Source organism: Streptomyces sp. NPDC006516 (assembly GCF_040611875.1).
Taxonomy (GTDB): domain Bacteria; phylum Actinomycetota; class Actinomycetes; order Streptomycetales; family Streptomycetaceae; genus Streptomyces.
Window position 1 is genome coordinate 1,090,756 of sequence record NZ_JBEXPD010000002.1, and the last position, 23,075, is coordinate 1,113,830.

The following is a 23,075-nucleotide window of genomic DNA, read 5'->3' on the forward strand; positions in this document are numbered from 1 at the left end:
ACCCCCCGCGCCCCTCGGCGCCGGGGGGCCTGTCGCGTTCGGGCGAAGAAATCCGCTCACTCGGACGTGCCGGGTCGACACCTCGCGCCGTCTCCCCTTCTGTGGGGATACCGGCATATCCGACCGTTGGAGGCGCGATGCCGTCGGAAAGACACGACCACGACCGCTGCGGGCGGCCCGCCGGACCGCTCACCGAGCCGCCCGCGACCGGGTACCGCGTGAGTTACCGCGGCCACAGGCGCACCGGACGCTCCCGAATACGAGCCGTCCTCCTGCCGGCGCTCGCCCCCGCGCTCGCCGGGCTCCTGCTGCTCGTCGCGCTCCTGCCCGCCTACCGGGCCGGGCGTGCGAAGGGGCAGGGGTGGCTCGTCGTCGCGGACTCCCTGACCCTGGTGTGCCTCGGTCTGATCACGCTGTACGCCTCGGCGGTCGTCGTCCTGACCCTCCACGCCGTGGCGGTGGCCCGGGACCCGGTCCCGGTGACGCCGGAGCCCGGCACCCGGGTCGCCTTCCTCACCACGTACGTCCCGGGCCGCCGTCCGCTCTCGGCGGTGCGGACCGTCCTGGAGGGCGCCGTACGGATGCGGTGCCCCGGACCGCTGGACGTCTGGCTGCTCGACGAGGGCGACGACCCGGAGGCCAGGATGCTCTGCGCCGAACTGGGCGTGCACCACTTCACCCGGCTCGGGGTGCCCGAGTGGAACCGGGAGGACGGGCCGCACCAGGCCGGGACGGAGCACGGTAACCACAACGCCTGGCTCGCCAAGCACGGTGACGCCTACGACCTGCTCGCATCGGCGGACACCGGGCACGTGCCCCTGCCGGGCTTCCTGGACCGGATGACGGGCTGCTTCGGCGACCCGGACACCGCTTTCGCCGTGGGCGCGCGGCTCGACGGCGACCAGGGCTTCGGCGCCCTCGTCCAGCGTGCGGGCAACCGCTACGGGGCTCCCCTCCTGGCCGGCGCCGGCAGTGTCGTCCGCATCGCCGCGCTGCGCGGGGCGGGCGGCTTCCGGGCCTCGCCCGCCGAGGACCTGGCCACCGGTTTCGAGCTGCACCGCCGCCGCAACCCGCTGACCGGGCGCCACTGGCGCTCCGTCCGCACGCCGGACGTGCCGGCCGTGGAAGCGGGGTCCGCCCGGGACGGCCACTCCGCCCGAGGGCCCCGCCGCCCGTGGGCGACGCTGTCGCGGCAGTACGGGACGGCGCTGTTCCGGCTGCCGCCCGGCCGGGTCATCGGCTACACGCTGCTGCTCGCCCACCGGCCCGTGGCGGCCCTCGCCTGGCCGCTCGGTGTGCTGAGCTGCCTCGCGGCCACCCTCCATCCCGAGTTCCTGCCCGGGGCGCTGCCCGCCCTGCTGATCGCCCTAGCTCCGGCCGCGGTGCGCTCCCTCACCCTGCTGCGCGAGCGCGGTACGCGCGGCGGTGCCGGGGACCGGCCCCGGGCGGCGGGTCCGGCCCAGGAGGCGGAACCCGCGCTGGCCACGGTCGCGGGCGCCCCTGCCGGAGGCAGCTGAACGGGCACCCCGCGCCTTCTCAGGCCTCCTGGGCCGCCAGCGCGATGCCGAGCGGCGTGCGCTCGTAGAGCACCTGGTGCCCGTACCTCCGCGAGGTGAGCAGCCCCGCCGCGCGCAGCACCGACAGATGCGCCGACACGGAGGACGGGGCGAGCGAGAGCAGGTGGGCCAGCGTGCTCGTCCCGGCCGGTTCGGCGAGGGCGCACAGCACGTCGGCGCGGACCCGCCCCAGCAGGCGGGCGAGGGCGTCCGGCGTACGGTCCGCGGACCGCGCCCACAGCCCGCCGATGCCGCGTGCGGGGTAGATCACGGCGGGCTGCCAGGGAGGCTCGTAGCCGCCGACCACGTCCGGCCACACGAAGGCACTCGGCATCAGGACCAGCCCCTGCCCGCCCAGCACCCTGCTGTGGTTACCCCGGGTGCCGGCCACGGTCAGCGTCGAGTCCGTCCAGCGCAGCCGGGGGCTGATCTCGCCGAGCAGGCGCTCGAAGCCCACCTCGGCCATGCGCCGCGAGTGGTACGCGATGTCCGCCTCCAGCAGCGCGCGCAGCCGGGGCCAGTGCGGCTCCACCATCACCTGCCAGGCCCGCTCCAGCAGATCCGCCAGCTCCTGGACCGCCCGCGCGGGGTCGGCCAGCAGGCGCCGGCCGACGGGGGAGTGTGCCCCGCCCGGTACGTCGGCGAGGGCGCGCGCCATGTCGTCGCGGGCGGTCGGCGGATCGGTCGCACGCACCACCGCGATCTCCTCGGCGAAGGTGGCGAGCGGTCCGAGGGGCGGCGGGCAGACGAAGTCCGGGTTGTGCCCGCCGTCCGGCATCAGGGCCCACAGGGGGGTGAGGTCCAGCGCCGCCGCGTCCCGCTCGATCCGCCGGAGCCAGGGCAGGTGGTAGCCGTGACGGCCCGGCCGGTGCAGCGTCCGCACCGCCTCCTGCGTCTCCCATAGCGGGGAGAGCGCGAAGCGGCAGCGGAGGAGATCGCTCTCGTCGAAGTGCAGATGGAACGGCATGGAAGCACCCAAGTTTCGGCGTCAGCCGAAAGTCTACGCCGGTGCGGGGCCGTGCCCCCAAGCTGCGTGCATGCCGAGCGACGACACCATTCCGGCGGGTTCACCCCGCGACATCCCGCCCGCCGCCGAGGCGCCGTCCCCGGCCCCGCCCCCGGAGCGCGTCTCCTCGACCGACCCGGGCCACGCCCCGGGGGCGGACCCCGGTCCCGGGGGCTACCGCGCCGTGTTCGCCGTACGGGAGTTCCGGCCGGTCTTCGCCGCGCACCTGCTCTCCCTCCTCGGCGTCGTCGTCAGCGAGCTGGCGCTCACGGTGCTGGTCTACGACCTCACCGGCTCACCCCTGCTGTCCGCCCTCACCTTCGCGCTGGGGTTCCTCCCGTACGTGGTCGGCGGCACGCTCTTCGCCGGGGTCGCCGACCGGTACCCCGCCCGCCGGGTCCTGGTCACCTGCGACCTGATCTGCGCCGGCTGCGTCGCGGTGATGGTGCTCCCCGGCACGCCGGTCTGGGGGCTTCTGGCGCTGCGCTGCGTGGTGGCCGCGGTGGCGCCCGTCTTCACCGGCACGCGTACGGCCGCGCTCACCGACATCCTCGGGGAGGGCGACCTCTACGTCCTCGGGCGTTCGCTGCTGCGGCTCGTCTCGCAGAGCGCCCTGCTCGTCGGCTTCGGCGCAGGCGGCGTCCTGCTCGCGGCCCTGTCCCCGCGCGGGGCGATCACCGTCACCGTGCTCACCTTCCTCTGTTCCGCGGCGCTGCTGCGGCTGGGCACCCGGGACCGGCCCGCCCGTACGACCGGGGAGGGGAGCGGCCCGCTGCTCGCGGAGTCGCTCGCCGGGGCCCGCGCCGTCCTCGGCGACCGCAGGGTGCGGGGGCTGCTGCTCCTCTTCTGGGTGCCCGCCTTCTTCGTGGTGGCCCCGGAGGCCCTCGCCGCGCCGTACGCGGACGCGATCGGGGCGGGCCCCGCCGCCCTCGGGCTGCTCATGGGGGCGATGGCCGTCGGGCACATCGGCGCGGAACTCTGCGTGGGGACCGCGCTCGGCCCCCGGGCCCGTTCCCGGATCGTGCTGCCGGTGGCGGTCCTGGGACTGCTGCCCCTGGTGCTGTACGCCTTCCGCCCGGGCCTGGCCCTGGCCGTGGGCGCGCTCGTGCTGGCCGGGGCCGGGGCGGCGTACGTCATCGGGCTCGACCAGTGGTTCGTCGAGGCGGTGCCCGAGCCGCTGCGAGGCCGGGCCATGACCCTGCTCACCGCCGGGCTGATGACGGTCCAGGGGCTCGGCATGGCGCTGGCGGGGCTCGCGGCGGAGTTCTTCCCGGTGCACCAGGTGGTAGCGGTCTCGGGGGCGGCAGGCGGCGCCTGCACCCTGCTGCTCGCCCTGGAGGTCCGTAGAACACACGTCCGGTACCGAAAGGCGAGACAGGGCTGACCGCCATGTGACCAGTGGGTAAGGTCGTCCCGTGCCGAAGCCGCTCAGCCTCCCCTTCGATCCCATCGCCCGCGCCGAGGAACTCTGGCACCGGCGCTGGGGGCCGGTGCCCTCCATGGGGGCGATCACCTCGATCATGCGTGCGCAGCAGATCCTGCTCGCCGAGGTGGACGCGGTGGTCAAACCGTACGGGCTGACCTTCGCCCGCTACGAGGCGCTGGTCCTCCTCACCTTCTCGCAGGCCGGTGAGCTGCCGATGTCCAAGATCGGCGAGCGCCTCATGGTGCACCCCACCTCCGTGACGAACACGGTGGACCGGCTGGTGCGGTCGGGGCTGGTCGCCAAGCGCCCCAACCCCAACGACGGACGCGGGACCCTGGCCTCCATCACGGACAAGGGCCGCGAGGTCGTCGAGGCGGCCAGCCAGGACCTGATGGCGATGGACTTCGGGCTCGGGGTGTACGACGACGAGGAGTGCGCCGAGATCTTCGCGATGCTCCGGCCGTTGCGGGTGGCCGCCCAGGACTTCGAGGACAAGGGGTAGCGGGCGCCCGCCACTCAGCGGGGGCCGGGGCGCTGCAAGATCGCCCCGGCCTTCCGGTTACGCTCGATGCCATGAAATCCAGCGTGCTGACCCGCTATCGGGTGATGGCCTATGTCACCGCCGTCATGTTGATGATCCTGTGCGTGTGCATGGTCTTCAAGTACGGATTCGACACCGGTGCGGGCCTGACCCTCGTGGTCTCGCAGCTCCATGGTGTCCTGTTCATCATCTACCTGATCTTCGCCTTCGACCTCGGCTCCAAGGCGAAGTGGCCGGTCGGCAAGCTGCTGTGGGTGCTCATCTCCGGCACGATCCCGACCGCCGCGTTCTTCGTCGAGCGCAAGGTGGTCCGCGAGGTACAGCCGCTGATCACCGACGGGTCGCCGCAGGCCGTCAAGGTCTGATCCGCGCCTTCTGGCACCTCTCGTTCCGGATCGGCCGGGACCGCGTGGCCATGTCCGGCCTGCTCCAGCCTGATCCGAACGGGAGACCCTGACCGCCCCGCGCGATGCGCCGGGCGGTTTGCCATCGACATTTACTAGGACGTCCTAGTAAATTTGTGCCATGGACGCTGACGCGATCGAGGAAGGCCGCCGTCGCTGGCAGGCCCGTTACGACAAGGCCCGCAAGCGCGACGCCGACTTCACCACCCTCTCCGGGGACCCGGTGGAGCCCGCGTACGGGCCGCGCCCCGGCGATACGTACGAGGGTTTCGAACGGATCGGCTGGCCCGGCGAGTACCCCTTCACCAGAGGGCTCCACCCCACCGGCTACCGGGGCCGCACCTGGACCATCCGCCAGTTCGCCGGCTTCGGCAACGCCGAGCAGACCAACGAGCGGTACAAGACCATCCTGGCCAACGGCGGCGGCGGGCTCAGTGTCGCCTTCGACATGCCGACCCTGATGGGACGCGACTCCGACGACGCCCGCGCTCTCGGCGAGGTCGGACACTGCGGGGTCGCCATCGACTCCGCCGCCGACATGGAGGTCCTCTTCCGGGACATCCCGCTCGGCGACGTCACCACCTCGATGACGATCAGCGGTCCCGCCGTCCCCGTCTTCTGCATGTACCTGGTCGCAGCCGAGCGCCAGGGGGTCGATCCCGCCGTGCTCAACGGCACGCTCCAGACCGACATCTTCAAGGAGTACATCGCGCAGAAGGAGTGGCTCTTCCAGCCCGAGCCCCATCTGCGCCTCATCGGTGACCTGATGGAGCACTGCGCCCGCGTCATCCCGGCGTACAAGCCGCTCTCGGTCTCCGGCTACCACATCCGCGAGGCAGGGGCCACGGCCGCGCAGGAGCTCGCCTACACCCTCGCCGACGGCTTCGGCTACGTGGAGCTCGGTCTCTCCCGGGGCCTGGACGTCGACACGTTCGCGCCCGGGCTGTCCTTCTTCTTCGACGCGCACCTCGACTTCTTCGAGGAGATCGCCAAGTTCCGCGCGGCACGGCGCATCTGGGCCCGCTGGATGAAGGAGACCTACGGCGCGAAGACCGACAAGGCGCAGTGGCTCCGCTTCCACACCCAGACGGCCGGCGTCTCGCTCACCGCCCAGCAGCCGTACAACAACGTCGTCCGCACCGCGGTGGAGGCGCTGTCCGCCGTACTCGGCGGCACCAACTCCCTGCACACCAACGCCCTCGACGAGACGCTCGCCCTCCCGTCCGAGCAGGCCGCCGAGATCGCGCTGCGCACCCAGCAGGTCCTCATGGAGGAGACAGGCGTCGCCAACGTCGCCGACCCGCTCGGCGGTTCGTGGTACGTCGAGCAGCTCACCGACCGCATCGAGGCCGACGCCGAGAAGATCTTCGAGCAGATCAAGGAGCGCGGCACCCGGGCCCACCCGGACGGCACGCACCCCATCGGGCCGATGACCTCCGGCATCCTGCGCGGCATCGAGGACGGCTGGTTCACGGGCGAGATCGCCGAGTCCGCCTTCCGTTACCAGCAGTCGCTGGAGAAGGGCGAGAAGCGGGTCGTCGGCGTCAACGTCCACCACGGCTCCGTCACCGGGGACCTGGAGATCCTGCGGGTCAGCCACGAGGTCGAGCGGGAGCAGGTGCGCGAGCTCGCCGCACGCAAGGAGGGCCGTGACGACGCCCGGGTGCGGGGCGCGCTCGACGCGATGCTGGCCGCGGCGCGGGACGGGTCGAACATGATCGCGCCGATGCTGGACGCCGTACGGGCCGAGGCGACCCTCGGCGAGATCTGCGGTGTCCTGCGCGACGAGTGGGGCGTCTACACGGAGCCGCCGGGCTTCTGACGCGCCTCGCGGTCAGTCCTCCCGCGAGGACGCCGCTCCCAGTCCCGAGAGCAGCAGCAGGGTGAAGCGCCGGGCCCAGTCGGCATCGACGGGCTCGGCGCTCACCAGTGCGCGGTGGACCACCGCCCCGGCTATCACGTCGAAGATCAGGTCGACGGTGCGGGCGGCCACCCCGGGGTCCGGCTCGACGGGCAGTTCCCCGCGCTCCTGCGCCCGCCGGCGGCCCTGCAGGACGAGGTGCTTCTGCCGGGCCACGATCGAATTCCGTATCCGGTCCCGCAGCGCCTCGTCGCGGGTGGACTCCGCGACGACGGCCATCAGCGACGTCTTGGTCTCCGGCCGCTCCAGCAGCGCGGCGAACTGCAGCACCACGGCCTCCACATCGGCCGCCAGACTGCCCAGGTCCGGCAGTTCCAGCTCGTCGAAGAGCACGGCGACCGCGTCGACGACCAGCTCGTTCTTGCCCGCCCAGCGGCGGTAGAGGGTCGTCTTGGCGACCCCCGCCCGCGTGGCCACGTCTCCCATGGTCAGCTTCGACCAGCCCAGATCGACCAGCGACGCACGGGTCGCCTCCAGGATCGCGGCGTCGGCCTCGGCACTGCGGGGACGTCCGGATCGGGCTGGTTCTGTGGGACTGCGGCTCAGCATGCGGTGACCATACCGGCCGGTAAGTACCGCTGACCGGGCCTGGAGCCCGTGAGACAGATCACCGCGCGCTCTTGCACTGCGGGGGGTGCGGCCAGTTACGCTACGGGTCGTAGCGTAAGAAGCGACGGTCCGCCGTCGTGACGCCACGAACGATCGACAGCCACTGGCGTCGGGTGGGGACCCGGCGCCGAACACGGGGTAATTCAGGGCCTCGGAGCCGTTTCCGCCCATGCGCCGCGCACACCGGTGCGGCTGTGGGCGGGAGCGGTTCACGGATCGCTTTCCGGAACAGTGGGCTCAGGGGGGAGGATGTACGTATGCAGCCTAGGAACATGTCCATGAGCGGCGTCGTCGACCTCGCCGCTGTGAAGGCGGCCGGCGAGGCCAAGGCGAAGGCGGAGCAGGCCCGCGCGGAGTCGGCCCGGCAGGGGGGTGGCGGGGGCGTGTCCCCGGCCTCCCTGGTGATCGACGTCGACGAGGCGGGCTTCGAGACCGACGTCCTCCAGCGCTCCACCGAAGTCCCGGTCGTCATCGACTTCTGGGCCGAGTGGTGCGAGCCGTGCAAGCAGCTCGGCCCGCTCCTGGAGCGCCTCGCCACCGAGTACAACGGCCGCTTCGTGCTGGCCAAGGTCGATGTCGACGCCAACCAGATGCTGATGCAGCAGTTCGGGATCCAGGGCATCCCGGCGGTCTTCGCCGTGGTGGCCGGGCAGGCCCTTCCGCTCTTCCAGGGCGCGGCCCCCGAGAGCCAGATCCGCCAGACGCTGGACCAGCTGATCCAGGTCGGCGAGGAGCGCTTCGGGCTCACCGGCATCGTCGTCGACCCGGACGCGGGCGCCGAGGGTGCGGGGAGCGCCCCCGCCGAGATTCCCGCCGGACCGTACGACGCGCAGCTGGAAACGGCCGCGCAGGCGCTGGACGCCAACGACTTCGCCGGTGCGGTCGCGGCGTACAAGGGCATCCTGGCCGACGACCCGGTCAACACCGAGGCCAAGCTGGGCCTCGCCCAGGCCGAACTGCTGGGCCGGGTCGCGGGCGTGGACCCGCAGCAGGTCCGCAAGGAGGCCGCCGAGAATCCGGCCCAGCCGGCGGCGCAGATGGCCGCGGCCGACCTGGACCTCGTGGGCGGTCACGTCGAGGACGCCTTCGGCCGGCTCGTGGAGACGGTGCGCCGTAACTTCGGCGACGACCGCGACGCCGTGCGGGTGCGCCTCCTCGAGCTCTTCGAGGTGATCGGCCCCGACGACCCCCGAGTGGTCGCGGCCCGGACCGCCCTGGCGCGCGTCTTGTTCTGATGTGACAACACGGCCGTGGAGCCCTCCGGGCACCGCGGCCGTTTTCGCGGGTGAACGACAAAAACCCTTCTGCTTTACCAAAACTTGATAAAAGTAAGCCCTGTTACTCGCAGTAAATCGCCCTCCGGGATCTGTCCGGTTTAGGGCTGCAATCCTCCTGTTTCGACGTCCCTTTGGTGCCACCCTGTGTGGCCGGACGGTACCCCCCTGTCGCGTCCGGGTTATCGGGCCGTTACTAGCGAGTAACGACCCCCCTTGTGTCCCGGCCGCGAATGCACCACGATCGGCCACGCTCGGTCCAATACCCGCCAGCTCGACGGCCAGTCGGCGCAGACGGGTCTGTTGGGTCCCCACCGGGTGGTCGGCGGCAGTGGCGCCGATCGCGGACAGGGGGGTTCCTGCCCCTGGGCAGGGCCTGTCCGAACCGGCTGCGCAGACGCGCCGCCAGTGGTTGTCGCTCGGGGGTGATCGCCGGTGATTCGGATGCGGTACGCGCCTCCGGTCCGGGCGCTCTCCTTCCCGAGGACGTAGCACTTCTCCCATCCCAGGGCGGGCACATGCCCGTACCGGAGATGTACGTCCGAGAAGGAGGAAATTTATGAGTTCGCAGGTTCGCGGTGGTACCAGATGGAAGCGTTTCGCTCTGGTCATGGTGCCGAGCGTCGTCGCGACCGCAGCGGTCGGCGTCGGCCTGGCGCAGGGCGCGCTCGCCGCGTCGTTCAGCGTCTCCGGCCAGAGCTTCAAGGTCTCCACCGACAAGCTCGTCGGTGAGGACTTCGTCCAGTACGGCAGCGTCGCTGTCGGCACGGACATCGAGGGTGGCAAGCAGCAGGCGCACCCCGTGGCCGTGTCGGGCTTCAGCAAGGCCACGATCACGAACATGTGCCAGTCGGTCGTGACGCCGGACCTGCCCTTCGGTCTCGGCAGCGTCAGCCTGCAGCTGAGCGCGGGCACCGACCCGAAGAAGCCCGTCGAGGCGACCAACCTGTACCTCGACGTCGCTCAGCTCGACGCGGACGCGTACTTCGAGCAGATCGACATCGGCGTCGGCGCCGGTTCGGTGGGCAAGCCCGGCATCCAGCCCGGTACGGAGAAGGCTGTCAAGGCGGGCGGCTTCGCGCAGCGCGCCAAGAAGGCGACGCTGACCGACGTCGAGCAGACGGCGTGGGCGACCACCGCCGGTACCTTCAAGCTCAGCAACCTGAGCCTGAAGCTGCACAAGGGCGTCAAGGAGTGCTTCTAAGCACTCGCCCGGGTGGCCGGAGGGTTCCGTGAGGACCTCCGGCTGCCCACCCCTTCTCTTCTCACAGCAGTACCGGTTCCAGGGAGCTGTTTTCCATGAGCCCCGAGTCCACAGGGCAGAACGAGCACTACCTCACCGTCTTCCGGCGGGGATTCCGCACCTGGCGGGGTAACCGGCCGTTCTGGGCGGGCCTGTTCACCATCCTGGGTGGTCTACCCATCGCGTACTTCCCGTACGCCAACATGCACCTCGGCAACATGACGATCGCGATGTCCACCACTGCGGGTGCGGGGTCGCTGATCATCGGGGTCCTGCTCGTCACGCTGGGCCTGACGATGTGGTTCCACCACATCGTGCGGGTGTTCGCCGGTGTCGCCGCGATCCTGCTCGCACTGATCTCCATACCCGTCGCCAACATCGGCGGCTTCATCATCGGCTTCCTGTTCTCCCTCCTCGGCGGAGCCCTGTCCATCTCCTGGGTACCGGGCGAGGCCAAGAGCGGCCCCGCGTCCGAAGGGGCCCAGGGCGAGGCGCCCCGGATGCCGGAGCAGGACCAGGGGTTCCACGACACCGCGGAGGCTCCGCGGAAGCCGCTGCTGTTCGACGTGGCGGCCGAGGGCGACGGCGGGAGTCATCGTGCGGGGTGACGAGACGCGGATGAACGACTTCGGGCCGGAGGACCTTCCGGAGCGAAGAGGGCCCCGCCACGCGGCGCCCAGGAAGTCGCTGCTGACGAAGCTGCACATGCCCGCGGGAAAGAAGGCGTTCGCGCTCGCCGCGATGCCGACGGCGGTCTTCGTCGGCATGGGTCTCACTCCCAGGCTGGCCATGGCCGACGACAGCACGGACATCCCCTTCGCGCCCGGCCCCTGTGTGACCCGCTCGGACGAGCCGTCCGAATCGCAGGAACCGGAGGCGGAGCCGACGCCGAGCGCCACCCCGTCCGCGGACGCGGGCAAGGACGACGCCGACGAGGACAAGGCCGGCGAGGACAAGTCCGACGAGGCCGGCACGGACGACGGGGCCACGGCGCCGAAGCCCTCCGCGAGCGCGTCCGCACAGGACGAGCCCGAGGACACCTCCGAGGAGAAGACCGCCCCGACGGCCACTCCCACGCCCACGAAGTCGACGAACCCGCTCGACCCGCTGGGTCTCGGTGACGCGCTCAAGGACCTCTTCGACGGCAAGGACGAGGCGACGGCCGAGCCGTCCGCCTCCGCCACCGAGGAGACCCCGGCGCCGTCGGAGTCCACCGCCGCGACCGAGCCGGCGAAGGAGGCCGCCGACGAGGTGAAGGACGCGGCCGACGAGGTGAAGGACGCTGCCGACGAGGCGGCCGACGAGACCACCGACGCCATCCGTGACGCCGCGGAGAAGGCCGGTGAGGACGTCGAGGAGCTGGACGAGGACGTCAAGGGCCTCGACCCGGTGAAGGACGAGGACATCCCGGACGGCGCCAAGGAGCGCTTCCCGTGCCCGACCGCCGACCCCGAGGCGCTCGCCGCGGCCGACCTGGAGCAGGGCATCCCGCTGCTCCCGGACGCACCGTGGATCCTGGAGACCTCCAAGCTCACGCTCACCGGGCTCGACTACAAGGGCATCGTCGAGGTGAAGACGTACAACGGCAGCATCAAGAAGGTGCTGAAGTTCACCGCGGACACCATCGACATCAGGGACCTGCACCAGCTGACGGAGGGCCCGGCCGGTACGACCGGTCACGTCAAGGCCGAGGAGGGCTCGACCTCCACCATCCGCAACGGCACGGTGACCATGTACACGGAGAGCCTGAAGGGCAACCTCTTCGGCATCATCCCCGTCACCTTCAGCCCGGAGACCCCTCCGCCGCTGAACGTGCCCTTCGCCTTCTTCACCGACGCCAAGGTGACCCAGGCCGGCCAGTTCGGCGGCTCGCTCAAGGTCCCCGGCCTGCAGAACTACTTCACCGGCGGCAACAGCTGACCCCATGACCCGTTCGGGAGCCGCACAACGGCCGTGGCCCGCACCCCGTGTTCACGGGATGCGGGCCACGGCCGTTCACCGCTGCGTGACGCGTCAGGCGTTCTCGCCGCTCAGGTGGTGGACCCGGACCATGTTGGTGGTGCCGGGGACACCGGGGGGCGAACCGGCCGTGATGACCATCGTGTCGCCGTCGCTGTAGCGGTTCAGCTTCAGCAGCTCGGCGTCCACCAGGTCGACCATGGCGTCGGTGTTGTCCACGTGCGGGACGACGTACGACTCGACGCCCCAGCTCAGCGCGAGCTGGTTGCGGGTGGACTCCTCCGTGGTGAAGGCCAGGATCGGCTGCGCCACGCGGTAGCGGGACAGACGGCGGGCGGTGTCACCGGACTTGGTGAAGGCCACCAGCGCCTTGCCGTCGAGGAAGTCCGCGATCTCGCAGGCCGCGCGTGCCACCGAACCACCCTGCGTACGGGGCTTCTTGCCCGGCACCAGCGGCTGGAGGCCCTTGGAGAGGAGCTCCTCCTCGGCGGCGACGACGATCTTCGACATCGTCTTGACCGTCTCGATCGGGTACGCGCCGACGGAGGACTCCGCCGACAGCATGACCGCGTCCGCGCCGTCCAGGATCGCGTTGGCGACGTCGGACGCCTCGGCGCGGGTCGGCCGCGAGTTGGTGATCATCGACTCCATCATCTGGGTCGCCACGATCACCGGCTTGGCGTTGCGGCGGCACAGCTCGATGAGGCGCTTCTGCACCATCGGGACCTTCTCGAGCGGATACTCGACGGCCAGGTCACCGCGGGCGACCATCACACCGTCGAAGGCGGCGACGACGCCCTCCATGTGCTCGACGGCCTGCGGCTTCTCGACCTTGGCGATGACGGGGACCCGGCGGCCCTCCTCGTCCATCACCTTGTGCACGTCCTTGACGTCCTCGGCGTCGCGGACGAAGGACAGCGCGACCAGGTCGCAGCCCATCCGCAGGGCGAACCGCAGGTCGTCGACGTCCTTCTCGGACAGCGCGGGGACGTTGACCGCCGCGCCCGGGAGGTTGATCCCCTTGTGGTCGGAGATGACACCGCCCTCGATCACGATGGTGGTGACCCGGGGGCCGTCCACGGAGACGACCTTCAGCTCGACGTTGCCGTCGTTGATCAGGATCGGGTCACCCTTGGCGACATCGCCGGGCAGGCCCTTGTAGGTGGTACCGCAGATCGACTTGTCGCCGGGGACGTCCTCGGACGTGATGACGAACTCGTCCCCGCGGACCAGCTCGACGGGACCCTCGGCGAACTTCGCGAGGCGGATCTTCGGGCCCTGGAGGTCGGCGAGTACGCCGACCGCGCGGCCGGTCTCGGCGGCGGCCTTGCGGACCCGGTCGTAACGGCCTTGGTGCTCCTCGTGGGTACCGTGACTGAAGTTGAAACGGGCCACGCTCATGCCGGCCTCGATCAGAGCGACGAGCTGCTCATGGGAGTCGACGGCGGGACCGAGGGTGCAGACGATTTTGGAACGGCGCATGAGGCGGATCCTATCGGTTTGTTTCACTGCGGAATATTCCGTCTGGTGGAAGATACAAAGGGGCGCGGGCCCGCTCAGTTGTGGACCAGGTCGAAGGTCTGACCGGCGATCTCCAGCTCCTCGTCGGTAGGTACGACGGCGACCGCCACGGCCGCGCCGTCGGGCGAGATCAGCCGCGGTTCGCCGGACCGCACGGCGTTGCGGTCCGCGTCCACGGCCAGGCCGAATCCCTCCAGTCCCGCGAGCGCAGCCTCCCGTACTGGAGCCGAGTTCTCCCCGACCCCCGCCGTGAAGACCACGGCGTCCACCCGGCCGAGGACCGCCGAATAGGCGCCGATGTACTTCTTCAGCCGGTGGATGTAGATGTCGAACGCGAGCGTGGCGCGCTCGTCGCCCTCGTCCACGCGGCGCCGGATCTCCCGCATGTCGTTGTCGCCGCAGAGGCCGACCAGCCCGCTCCTCTTGTTCAGCAGGACGTCGATCTCGTCCGTCGACATCCCGGCTACCCGCTTCAGGTGGAAGGTGACCGCCGGGTCGACGTCACCCGAACGCGTACCCATGACCAGCCCTTCCAAGGGGGTCAGGCCCATGGACGTCTCCACGCACCGGCCGCCCGCCACGGCGGAGGCCGAGGCGCCGTTGCCCAGGTGCAGCACGATCACGTTCACTTCGGACACCGGCCGGCCCAGGAGTTCGGCGGTGCGGCGCGAGACGTACGCGTGCGAGGTGCCGTGGAAGCCGTAACGGCGGATGCGGTGCGCGTCGGCGGTCTCGACGTCGATCGCGTACCGCGCCGCGTGCTCCGGCATCGTCGTGTGGAACGCCGTGTCGAAGACCGCGACCTGCGGCAGGTCCGGCCGCAGCGCCTGCGCCGTGCGGATCCCGGTGATGTTCGCCGGGTTGTGCAGCGGGGCCACCGGGACGAGCCGCTCGATCTCCTTCAGCACCGCGTCCGTGATCACCGTGGGCTCGCTGAACCTCAGCCCGCCGTGCACCACCCGGTGGCCGATCGCCGCAAGCTCGGGGGAGTCGAGGCCGAGCCCGTCGGCCGCCAGCTCGCCGGCCGCGGCCTTCAGCGCCTCCTCGTGGTCGGCGATCCGCCCGGTGCGCTCGCGGGGCTCACCGCCGCCCGTCAGCGGGGTGTGCACCAGCCGGGAGGAGGACTCCCCGATCCGCTCGACCAGGCCGGTGGCCAGACGGGACCGGTCCCGCATGTCCAGCAGCTGGTACTTCACGGACGAGGATCCGGAGTTGAGCACGAGTACGCGGTGGGCGTCGTTCATGGAGCGGGAACCTTCAGTGGTGGGATCGGTGGTCATCGCGGTCATTCCTCGCCCTGCGCCTGGATCGCCGTGATGGCCACCGTGGTGACGATGTCCTGGACCAGGGCGCCGCGCGACAGGTCGTTGACCGGCTTGCGGAGTCCCTGCATGACCGGGCCGACCGCGACCGCGCCGGCCGAGCGCTGGACCGCCTTGTATGTGTTGTTGCCGGTGTTGAGGTCGGGGAAGATCAGCACGGTCGCCCGGCCCGCCACCTCCGACGCCGGCAGCTTGGTCGCCGCGACGGACGGCTCGACCGCCGCGTCGTACTGGATCGGGCCCTCGATCATCAGGTCCGGACGCGCGGCGCGTACCCGCTCCGTGGCCTCCCGCACCTTGTCGACGTCGGCGCCGGTGCCGGAGGTGCCCGTCGAGTACGAGAGCATCGCGATCCGGGGCTCCACGCCGAAGCGGGAAGCGGTGGCCGCCGACTGCACCGCGATGTCCGCGAGCTGTTCCGCGTCCGGATCCGGGTTGACCGCGCAGTCGCCGTAGACCAGGACCTTGTCGGCGAGGCACATGAAGAAGACGGAGGAGACGATCGAGGCGTCCGGCTTCGTCTTGATGATCTCGAACGCCGGGCGGATCGTCGCGGCGGTGGAATGCACCGAGCCGGAGACCATGCCGTCCGCGTGGCCCTCCTGGACCATCAGGGTGCCGAAGTAGTTGACGTCCGAGACGACGTCGTAGGCCAGCTCCACCGTCACTCCGCGGTGCGCGCGCAACTCGGCGTACCGCTCGGCGAAGCTCTGGCGCAGCTCCGAGGTCTGCGGGTCGACGATCAGGGTCTCTCCGAGGTCGATGCCCAGGTCGGCGGCCTTCTTGCGGATGACGTCGGTGTCCCCGAGCAGGGTCAGGTCGCAGACGTCGCGGCGCAGCAGGACGTCCGCGGCGCGCAGGACGCGCTCCTCCGTGCCCTCGGGCAGCACGACCCGGCGCCGGTCGGAGCGGGCCTGCTCCAGCAGTTCGTGCTCGAACATCATCGGGGTGACCCGGCCGCTGCGGGCCACCGAGATCCGCTCCAGCAGCGCGCCGGTGTCCACGTGGCGCTCGAAGAGACCGAGGGCGGTCTCCGCCTTACGGGGGGTCGCGGCATTCAACTTGCCTTCGAGGGCGAAGAGTTCACCCGCTGTGGGGAAGGATCCGCCGGCCACGGCGATGACCGGTGTGCCCGGTGCGAGGCGGGCCGCCAGCCGGAGTATCTCCTCGCCGGGGCGCTCGTTCAGGGTGAGCAGGAGGCCGGCGATGGGCGGCGTGCCGGCGCTGTGCGCCGCGAGCGAACCGATGACCAGGTCCGCGCGGTCGCCGGGGGTGACGACCATGCAGCCCGGGGTAAGGGCCTTGAGGAGGTTCGGCAGCATCGCGCCGCCGAAGACGAAGTCCAGGGCGTCCCTGGCGAGACCCGAGTCGTCGCCCAGGAGAACCGTTCCGCCCAGTGCTGCCGTGATCTGGGCGACGGTGGGCGCGGAGAGCGCCGGGTCGTCCGGCAGCACCGAGCAGGGGACCGGCAGCTGGTTCCGCAGCCGTTCGGCGATGGCCTCCCGGTCGTCGGAAGCCACCCGGTTCACGATCATCGCCAGGACGTCGCAGCCGAGGCCGGCGTACGCCCGGTAGGCGTTGCGCGTCTCGGCGCGCACGGACTCGGCGTCCTGGTCCTTGCCGCCGACCACCGCGATGACCGAGGCGCCGAACTCGTTGGCGAGCCGGGCGTTCAGTGCCAGCTCGTCGGGGAGCTGGGTGGCGGCGAAGTCGCTTCCGAGGACCAGGACGACCTCGTAGTCGCGGGCCACCCGGTGGAAGCGCTCGACGAGCAGGGACACCAGCTCGTCGGTGCCCTTCTCCGCCTGGACCGCGGACGCCTCCTGGTAGTCCACGCCGAACACGGTCTCCGGGCTCTGCGAGAGGCGGTAGCGCGCCCGCAGCAGTTCGAACAGCCGGTCGGGCCCGTCATGGACGAGCGGCCGGAAGACGCCGACCCGGTCCACCTGACGCGTCAGTAGCTCCATGACTCCCAGGTCGACGACCTGGCGGCCGTCTCCCCGGTCGATCCCGGTCACGTACACACTGCGCGTCACGCGTGGTCTCCCGTCCTGTTTGGCTGGCATTGTCCTCTTGACGATACCTACCGGGGCAGGTATGCCGCCCGCCGGACCGTATGCCCGGTACGGGCCGCCCCCGAACCCCTGACGGCCCTGTGCGGGCGAGGCCGGAAGCGCGGGGGCGGGGCCCGGCGTGGGACAATCGTCGTGGCTCACGGTACGGGGGTTTCTCGACGGGTCCCCGGAATGCATGGCACTAGCGAGCAGGAGACAGAGCAGGATGCGCATCGGAATTCTCACCGCAGGCGGCGACTGCCCAGGCCTGAACGCCGTGATCCGGTCGGTCGTGCACCGCGCCGTGGTGGGCCACGGCGATGAGGTCATCGGCTTCGAGGACGGCTTCAAGGGGCTGCTCGACGGCCATTTCCGGCCTCTCGACCTGAACGCCGTCAGCGGCATCCTGGCCCGCGGCGGCACGATCCTCGGCTCGGCACGGCTGGAGCGCGACCGGCTGCGCGAGGCCGCCGAGAACTGCGCGGAGCTGTCCCTCCGTTACGGCATCGACGCGCTGATCCCGATCGGCGGCGAGGGCACGCTCACCGCGGCCCGCATGCTCTCCGACGCCGGGATGCCCGTCGTGGGCGTCCCGAAGACGATCGACAACGACATCTCGGCCACCGACCGGACCTTCGGCTTCGACACCGCCGTGGGCGTCGCGACCGAGGCCATAGACCGCCTCAAGACCACGGCCGAGTCGCACCAGCGGGTCATGGTCGTCGAGGTCATGGGCCGCCACGCGGGCTGGATCGCCCTGGAGTCCGGCATGGCCGGCGGCGCCCACGGGATCTGTCTGCCCGAGCGGCCCTTCCAGGTCGACGACCTGGTCAAGATGGTCGAGGAACGCTTCGCGCGCGGCAAGAAGTTCGCCGTCATCTGCGTCGCCGAGGGCGCGCACCCGGCCGAGGGCTCGATGCCGTACGCCAAGGGCGAGATCGACCAGTTCGGACACGAGCGCTTCAAGGGCATCGGCAACCGTCTGGCCGCGGAGCTCGAACTCCGCCTGGGCAAGGAAGCCCGGCCGGTCATTCTCGGCCATGTGCAGCGCGGGGGCACCCCGACGGCGTACGACCGGGTGCTCGCCACCCGGTTCGGGTGGAACGCGGTGGAGGCCGTCCACCGCGGCGACTTCGGCCGCATGACGGCGCTGCGCGGGACCGACATCGTGATGGCCCCGCTCGCGGACGCCGTGACCCGTCTGAAGACCGTCCCCAGCGACCGGATGTACGAGGCCGAGTCGGTCTTCTGATCCCGCCGCCGCAACCCTGTCCGACGGCACAGCGGCCCCGCCGTCCCCCCGGGGACGGCCGGGGCCGCCGGCGTCCCCCCGAGGTGTTGCCGCAATCCACTCCTGAGCGTGCGGCCCTGTCGAACAGGGCTCGACCCTGTCCGGGACATGTCCCAGTGCCCTGGAGCACGCCGGACGCGCCGGGCCGGACCTGTCAGGGAGACGGCCTCAGATGCCGGCCGTCCGCCAGAACTCCTCGACGACCCGGCCCAGGTACTCCCGCCCCGCGTCGCCCGCCGTCCCGTCACGGTCCCGGCCCGCGGTGTTCCAGCTCAGCGTCGACACCATCAGGGCCTGGTAGTCGGCGTGCAGTTGCTCCAGCACGTTCTGGAGGAGGATGCGGTCCAGCGGTACGAGCTTGTCCACCGGCCGTACGTACGCCTGCCAGCGGGTCGTCACCGCCCGCGTCAGCAGGTCCTTCAACTCCTCGTTCCGGCCGGTGGCCGTCAGGAACTGCGCCGCGGACATGCCCAGCGCGTCGCAGAGCGCCACGGCCTGCCGCTCGTTGCCCCGCCAGCGGCCCGACTCCTCGATCCGCTGGTACGCCGCGGCCGACATCCCCAGCTTCCGGGCCAGTTCGTCCACGGCGATGTCCTGCGCGAGCCGGTGCTCGCGCAACGTGCCCGCGGAGGAAAGGAGTTCACCAGGAGCGCACCACAGCACCCCGGCCAGAGCCATCAGTTCGCGTTCGCCGGGCAGGGCCGTACCACGCTCCCAGGCCATCACGGTCTCTGCCGTGATCTGGAGTCCGTACTGGGCGCCGAGCCCGTACGCAACATGTCCGGGAGCCATTCCCAGCGCCTCGCGCAAGCGGCGCGCGGCGGGGGCGTTGAAGGGCGGGGTGGGGTGCACGGCCCCACCGTAGAAGGCGGGGAACACCCTGGCTACAGGCTGTTCCTATCAGTTCACCCTTCGTACGATCCTCCTAGCGGGGCCCTTCAGGCCGAGCCCGCTCGATCATCGGGTTTCGGCCACCCAGCGGTAGTGCAGCTCGGGCCGGCCGACCTGACCGTAGCTGGGCCGCCGTTCCGCCCGGCCCGCCGTCACCAGATGCTCCAGATAGCGGCGTGCCGTGATCCGCGACATCCCCAGCTCCTGCCCGGCGGCCGTCGCGGTCAGCCCCTCGCGTGCCTCCCGCAACGCCCCGGTCACCGCCTCCAGCGTCGGTCCGCTCAGGCCCTTGGGCAGCGTGGCCGGGTCCGCGACCCGCAGGGCGCCCAGCGCCCGGTCCACCTCCTCCTGGCCGCTCGCCTCACCGGCCGCCGCCCGGAACTCGGCATAGCGCACGAGCCGGTCCCGGAGGGTGGGGTAGGTGAACGGCTTCAGCACGTACTGCACGACCCCGAGCGACACGCCCTCCCGTACCACCGCCAGGTCCCGCGCCGACGTCACGGCGATGACGTCGGCGCCGTGGCCGGCCGCCCGCAGCGACCGGAGCAGTTGCAGGCCGTGGCCGTCGGGCAGATAGAGGTCGAGGAGCAGCAGGTCCACCGCCGTCCGGTCCAGGGCCCGCACGGCCTCGGCCCGGGAGTGAGCCACGGCTGCCACCTCGAAGCCCGGCACCCGGTCCACGTACAGCTGATGGGCGTCGGCGGCCACCGGATCGTCCTCCACTACCAGGACGCGGATCATGGCGTCACCACCTCGGCTCTCGCCGCCCGGGTGTCCACGGGGATTCGCACCGTGAACTCCGCGCCCCCGTCCGCCGCCCGGCCGAGCGTCACCGTGCCGCCGTTGCGGTGGACGGCCTGCCGCACGAGCGCCAGGCCCAGGCCGCGGCCCGCCCCGCGGGTTGTCCAGCCCCGGCCGAACACCTCGTCCGCGTCGTCGGGGCCGATCCCCCCGCCCGTGTCCGCCACCCGCAGCAGCAGCTCGCCCTCGTCCGTCCGCGCCGTCACGGTGACCAGGGCCCGTGTCGCCGTGCGCTGCGCCGGGACGGCCCCGCCGTCGCCCTGACCCGCCTCGGACGCGGCGTCCACCGCGTTGTCGATCAGGTTCCCGAGAATCGTGACCAGGTCCCGGGCGGCCAGCGACCGCGGCAGGGCCCCGTCGTCGATCATGCTGTCCCGCGCGAGCACCAGCTCCACACCGCGCTCGTTGGCCTGCGCCGCCTTGCCGAGCAGCAGCGCGGCCAGCACCGGTTCGGCCACCGCCCCCACCACCCGGTCGGTGAGCACCTGTGCCAGTTCCAGCTCGGCCGTCGCGAACTCCACGGCCTCGTCGACCCGGCCCAGCTCGATCAGCGAGACCACGGTGTGCAGCCGGTTCGCCGCCTCGTGCGCCTGAGAGCGCAGTGCCTGGGTGAAGCCGCGCTCCGAGTCCAGCTCCCCCGACAGCGCCTGGAGCTCCGTGTGGTCCCGCAGGGTCACCACCGTGCCGCGCCGCTCACCGCCGACCACCGGGCTGGTGTTGACGACGATCACCCGGTCCGCCGTCAGATGGACCTCGTCCACCCGCGGCTCGGACGCGAGGAGCGCCCCGGTCAGCGGTGCCGGAAGCGCGAGCTCGTCGATCCGGCGCCCGACCGATCCGGGCGCCAGCCCCAGCAGGTCCCGGCCCGCGTCGTTGATCAGGGCGACCCGGCGCTGCCCGTCCAGCATCAGCAGCCCCTCGCGCACCGCGTGCAGTGTGGCCTCGTGGTAGGTGTGCATCCGGCTCAGCTCCCGGGCGTTCATCCCGTGGGTGTGCCGCCGCAGCCTGGCGTTGATCACGTACGTCCCGAACGCGCCGATCAGCAGCGCGGCGCCCGCCGCCGTCCCCAGCGCGCCGAGCTGTTCCCGTACCTGTGTGGACACCCGCTCCACGGTGATTCCCGCGCTGACCATGCCGACGATCCTGCCGCCGTCGTGGACCGGTGTCACCACGCGTATCGAGGGGCCCAGCGTGCCGGTGTAGGTCTCCTCGAAGGTCTCGCCGAGCAACGCGCGCTCCGTGTGCCCGATGAAGCTCCTGCCGATCTCGGCGCGGTCCGGGTGGGTCCAGCGGACCCCCTGCGGATCCATGATCGTGACGAAGGCGATCCCGGTGTCCTCGCGCACCCGCTCCGCGTACGGCTGGAGTACGGCGGAGGGGTCGGGGGTACGGATCGCCTCCCGCACCGACGGCGATCCGGCCATGGCGAGGGCGGCCGCCCGCACCTGGCGCGCCGCGGTCTCCTCCGCCTGGGACCGGCCGGAGGCGTAGGTGAAGAGCGCGCACCCCGCGACGACCGCGGCCACGAGCAGGGCCTGCATCGCGAACAGCTGGCCGGCCAGGCTGCGGGGGACGGTACGGGGCAGACGCATGGCACCCAGTCTGCCTGTCGGCGACCACCGGCCCAAGGTGGCCGATAAGCGTCCGTGAACGATATGAACGCAAGGGTGACGGCCGTCACAGGGAAGTGGATAGTCACCGAAGCCCCCAGGGACGGGGAGCCGCCGCACACCCGAGGAGACCCCCGTGGCAGAGAAAGCCGCACGACGGGACCGCACCCACTATCTCTACCTGGCCGTGATCGCCGCCGTGGTGCTGGGCATCACGGTGGGCCTCGTGGCTCCCGACTTCGCCGTGGAGCTCAAGCCGATCGGCACCGGCTTCGTCAACCTCATCAAGATGATGATCTCGCCCATCATCTTCTGCACGATCGTGCTGGGCGTCGGCTCCGTACGGAAGGCCGCCAAGGTCGGCGCCGTCGGTGGTCTGGCCCTCGGCTACTTCCTGGTCATGTCGACCGTCGCCCTGGCCATCGGCCTCGTCGTCGGCAACCTCCTGGAGCCCGGCTCCAGCCTCCACCTCACCGAGGCGGCCCGCGCCGCCGGTGAGGAGCAGGCCTCGGGCGCCAGTGAGTCCACCGTGGACTTCCTGCTCGGCATCATCCCCACCACCATGGTCTCGGCGTTCACCGAGGGCGAGGTCCTCCAGACCCTGCTGATCGCCCTGCTCGCGGGCTTCGCGCTCCAGGCCATGGGCTCGGCCGGCGAGCCGGTCATCCGGGGCATCGGCCACATCCAGCGCCTCGTCTTCCGCATCCTCGCCATGATCATGTGGGCCGCGCCGGTCGGAGCCTTCGGCGCGATGGCCGCGGTGGTCGGCGAGACGGGCGTGGACGCGCTGAAGTCCCTCGCGATCATCATGATCGGCTTCTACGTCACCTGCGCGCTCTTCGTGTTCCTGATCCTGGGCGCGATCCTGCGCCTGGTGGCCGGGGTCAACATCTTCACGCTGCTGAAGTACCTGGGCCGTGAGTTCCTGCTGATCCTCTCCACCTCGTCGTCCGAGTCGGCCCTGCCGCGGCTGATCGCGAAGATGGAGCACATGGGCGTCAGCAAGCCCGTCGTCGGCATCACCGTGCCGACCGGCTACTCCTTCAACCTCGACGGCACCGCGATCTACCTCACGATGGCCTCGCTGTTCATCGCCAACGCCACCGGTGACCCGCTGACCGTCGGCGAGCAGATCTCCCTGCTGGTCTTCATGGTCATCGCCTCGAAGGGCGCGGCGGGCGTCACCGGCGCCGGTCTGGCCACCCTCGCCGGCGGCCTCCAGTCGCACCGCCCCGAACTGGTCGACGGCGTCGGCCTGATCGTCGGCATCGACCGGTTCATGAGCGAGGCCCGCGCCCTGACGAACTTCGCGGGCAACGCGGTGGCCACCGTGCTGGTCGGCACCTGGACCAAGGAGATCGACCGCGAGCGGGTGGACCAGGTCCTCTCCGGCGCGCTCCCGTTCGACGAGAAGACGATGACGGACGACGTCCACGGCGGCGAGCCGCACGTCCCCGACGCCAGGGACGGCGGCGAGGAGCAGCCCTCGCTCGTGAAGGTGTGACGAGGGCCTGACGCATGACCGGGCGGCCGGTACGGGATCCCCGTACCGGCCGCCCGCGTGTGACCGCACGGACCCCGTGCCCGCCTCTCCGGACACCCGGACGCGCCGGTCCGAGGACGTGATCATTCCGTGCTGGCGCCCG

19 protein-coding genes are annotated in these 23,075 nt (G+C 71.3%); 11 read left to right on the top strand and 8 right to left on the bottom strand.

What is annotated here, in order from left to right:
- Positions 1-137: 137 nt before the first annotated feature.
- On the top strand, positions 138-1,517 hold the full coding sequence (locus ABZY45_RS11175) for a glycosyl transferase (protein WP_356738387.1): 1,380 nt from the start codon (positions 138-140) through the stop codon (positions 1,515-1,517).
- 19 nt (positions 1,518-1,536) lie between these two features.
- Here the strand turns inward: ABZY45_RS11175 and ABZY45_RS11180 are convergent, their stop codons facing one another.
- A complete protein-coding gene (locus tag ABZY45_RS11180) occupies positions 1,537-2,523 on the bottom strand; it encodes a DUF5937 family protein (protein WP_356738389.1) in 987 nt (328 codons plus the stop codon).
- Between the two features lie 70 nt (positions 2,524-2,593).
- On the opposite strand from ABZY45_RS11180, the gene ABZY45_RS11185 reads away from it, so the two are divergent.
- The 4 genes from ABZY45_RS11185 (at position 2,594) to ABZY45_RS11200 (ending at position 6,755) form a co-directional block, all read left to right on the top strand.
- Complete coding sequence (locus ABZY45_RS11185) at positions 2,594-3,946, top strand: MFS transporter (RefSeq protein WP_356738391.1); 1,353 nt, start codon at positions 2,594-2,596, stop codon at positions 3,944-3,946.
- A 31-nt stretch (positions 3,947-3,977) separates the two neighbouring features.
- Positions 3,978-4,490 (top strand): MarR family transcriptional regulator, encoded by a 513-nt coding sequence (locus tag ABZY45_RS11190; RefSeq protein WP_356738393.1) that lies wholly within the window; start codon positions 3,978-3,980, stop codon positions 4,488-4,490.
- A 71-nt stretch (positions 4,491-4,561) separates the two neighbouring features.
- Positions 4,562-4,894, top strand: a complete 333-nt coding sequence (locus ABZY45_RS11195) for a DUF3817 domain-containing protein (RefSeq protein WP_356738395.1) — start codon at positions 4,562-4,564, stop codon at positions 4,892-4,894.
- Positions 4,895-5,054: 160 nt separating this feature from the next.
- Positions 5,055-6,755 (top strand): methylmalonyl-CoA mutase family protein, encoded by a 1,701-nt coding sequence (locus ABZY45_RS11200; protein ID WP_356738397.1) that lies wholly within the window; start codon positions 5,055-5,057, stop codon positions 6,753-6,755.
- Between the two features lie 12 nt (positions 6,756-6,767).
- On the opposite strand, the gene ABZY45_RS11205 is transcribed toward ABZY45_RS11200, so the two are convergent.
- Positions 6,768-7,403 (bottom strand): TetR/AcrR family transcriptional regulator, encoded by a 636-nt coding sequence (locus ABZY45_RS11205; RefSeq protein ID WP_356738399.1) that lies wholly within the window; start codon positions 7,401-7,403, stop codon positions 6,768-6,770.
- A 317-nt stretch (positions 7,404-7,720) separates the two neighbouring features.
- Between ABZY45_RS11205 and ABZY45_RS11210 the strand changes: the two genes are divergently transcribed.
- The 4 genes from ABZY45_RS11210 to ABZY45_RS11225 all read left to right on the top strand — a co-directional run bounded on the left by ABZY45_RS11210 (position 7,721) and on the right by ABZY45_RS11225 (position 11,900).
- Positions 7,721-8,698, top strand: coding sequence for a tetratricopeptide repeat protein (locus ABZY45_RS11210; protein ID WP_356738401.1), 978 nt, complete (start codon positions 7,721-7,723; stop codon positions 8,696-8,698).
- Positions 8,699-9,296: 598 nt separating this feature from the next.
- Entirely contained in the window at positions 9,297-9,941 is a 645-nt protein-coding gene (locus ABZY45_RS11215) for a DUF6230 family protein (RefSeq protein ID WP_356738403.1), read from the top strand.
- A gap of 95 nt (positions 9,942-10,036) precedes the next feature.
- Complete coding sequence (locus ABZY45_RS11220) at positions 10,037-10,588, top strand: DUF6114 domain-containing protein (RefSeq protein WP_356738405.1); 552 nt, start codon at positions 10,037-10,039, stop codon at positions 10,586-10,588.
- A complete protein-coding gene (locus ABZY45_RS11225; protein ID WP_356738407.1) occupies positions 10,578-11,900 on the top strand; it encodes a hypothetical protein in 1,323 nt (440 codons plus the stop codon). The genes ABZY45_RS11220 and ABZY45_RS11225 overlap by 11 nt, the downstream gene beginning before the upstream one ends.
- A gap of 93 nt (positions 11,901-11,993) precedes the next feature.
- Here the strand turns inward: ABZY45_RS11225 and pyk are convergent, their stop codons facing one another.
- The 3 genes from pyk to pta form a co-directional block, all read right to left on the bottom strand.
- Positions 11,994-13,421 carry a pyruvate kinase gene (pyk, locus tag ABZY45_RS11230; RefSeq protein ID WP_356738409.1) on the bottom strand — a complete coding sequence of 476 codons (1,428 nt, stop codon included), beginning with the start codon at positions 13,419-13,421 and terminating at the stop codon, positions 11,994-11,996.
- 74 nt (positions 13,422-13,495) lie between these two features.
- A complete protein-coding gene (locus tag ABZY45_RS11235; RefSeq protein ID WP_356738411.1) occupies positions 13,496-14,740 on the bottom strand; it encodes an acetate kinase in 1,245 nt (414 codons plus the stop codon).
- Positions 14,741-14,745: 5 nt separating this feature from the next.
- Positions 14,746-16,818 (bottom strand): phosphate acetyltransferase, encoded by a 2,073-nt coding sequence (pta, locus tag ABZY45_RS11240; RefSeq protein ID WP_356738413.1) that lies wholly within the window; start codon positions 16,816-16,818, stop codon positions 14,746-14,748.
- Positions 16,819-17,062: 244 nt separating this feature from the next.
- Between pta and ABZY45_RS11245 the strand changes: the two genes are divergently transcribed.
- Positions 17,063-18,088 (top strand): ATP-dependent 6-phosphofructokinase, encoded by a 1,026-nt coding sequence (locus ABZY45_RS11245; protein ID WP_356738415.1) that lies wholly within the window; start codon positions 17,063-17,065, stop codon positions 18,086-18,088.
- A gap of 207 nt (positions 18,089-18,295) precedes the next feature.
- Here ABZY45_RS11245 and ABZY45_RS11250 read toward each other — a convergent pair whose 3' ends face one another.
- From ABZY45_RS11250 to ABZY45_RS11260, 3 genes are all read right to left on the bottom strand, one after another.
- On the bottom strand, positions 18,296-18,919 hold the full coding sequence (locus ABZY45_RS11250; RefSeq protein WP_356738785.1) for a helix-turn-helix transcriptional regulator: 624 nt from the start codon (positions 18,917-18,919) through the stop codon (positions 18,296-18,298).
- Between the two features lie 165 nt (positions 18,920-19,084).
- Positions 19,085-19,759: a response regulator gene (locus tag ABZY45_RS11255; RefSeq protein ID WP_356738417.1), complete on the bottom strand. Its 675-nt coding sequence runs from the start codon at positions 19,757-19,759 to the stop codon at positions 19,085-19,087.
- Positions 19,756-21,411: a sensor histidine kinase gene (locus tag ABZY45_RS11260; protein WP_356738419.1), complete on the bottom strand. Its 1,656-nt coding sequence runs from the start codon at positions 21,409-21,411 to the stop codon at positions 19,756-19,758. The genes ABZY45_RS11255 and ABZY45_RS11260 overlap by 4 nt, the downstream gene beginning before the upstream one ends.
- A gap of 154 nt (positions 21,412-21,565) precedes the next feature.
- Here ABZY45_RS11260 and ABZY45_RS11265 point away from each other — a divergent pair, with 154 nt between their 5' ends.
- Complete coding sequence (locus ABZY45_RS11265; RefSeq protein WP_356738421.1) at positions 21,566-22,933, top strand: cation:dicarboxylase symporter family transporter; 1,368 nt, start codon at positions 21,566-21,568, stop codon at positions 22,931-22,933.
- Positions 22,934-23,075: the final 142 nt, after the last annotated feature.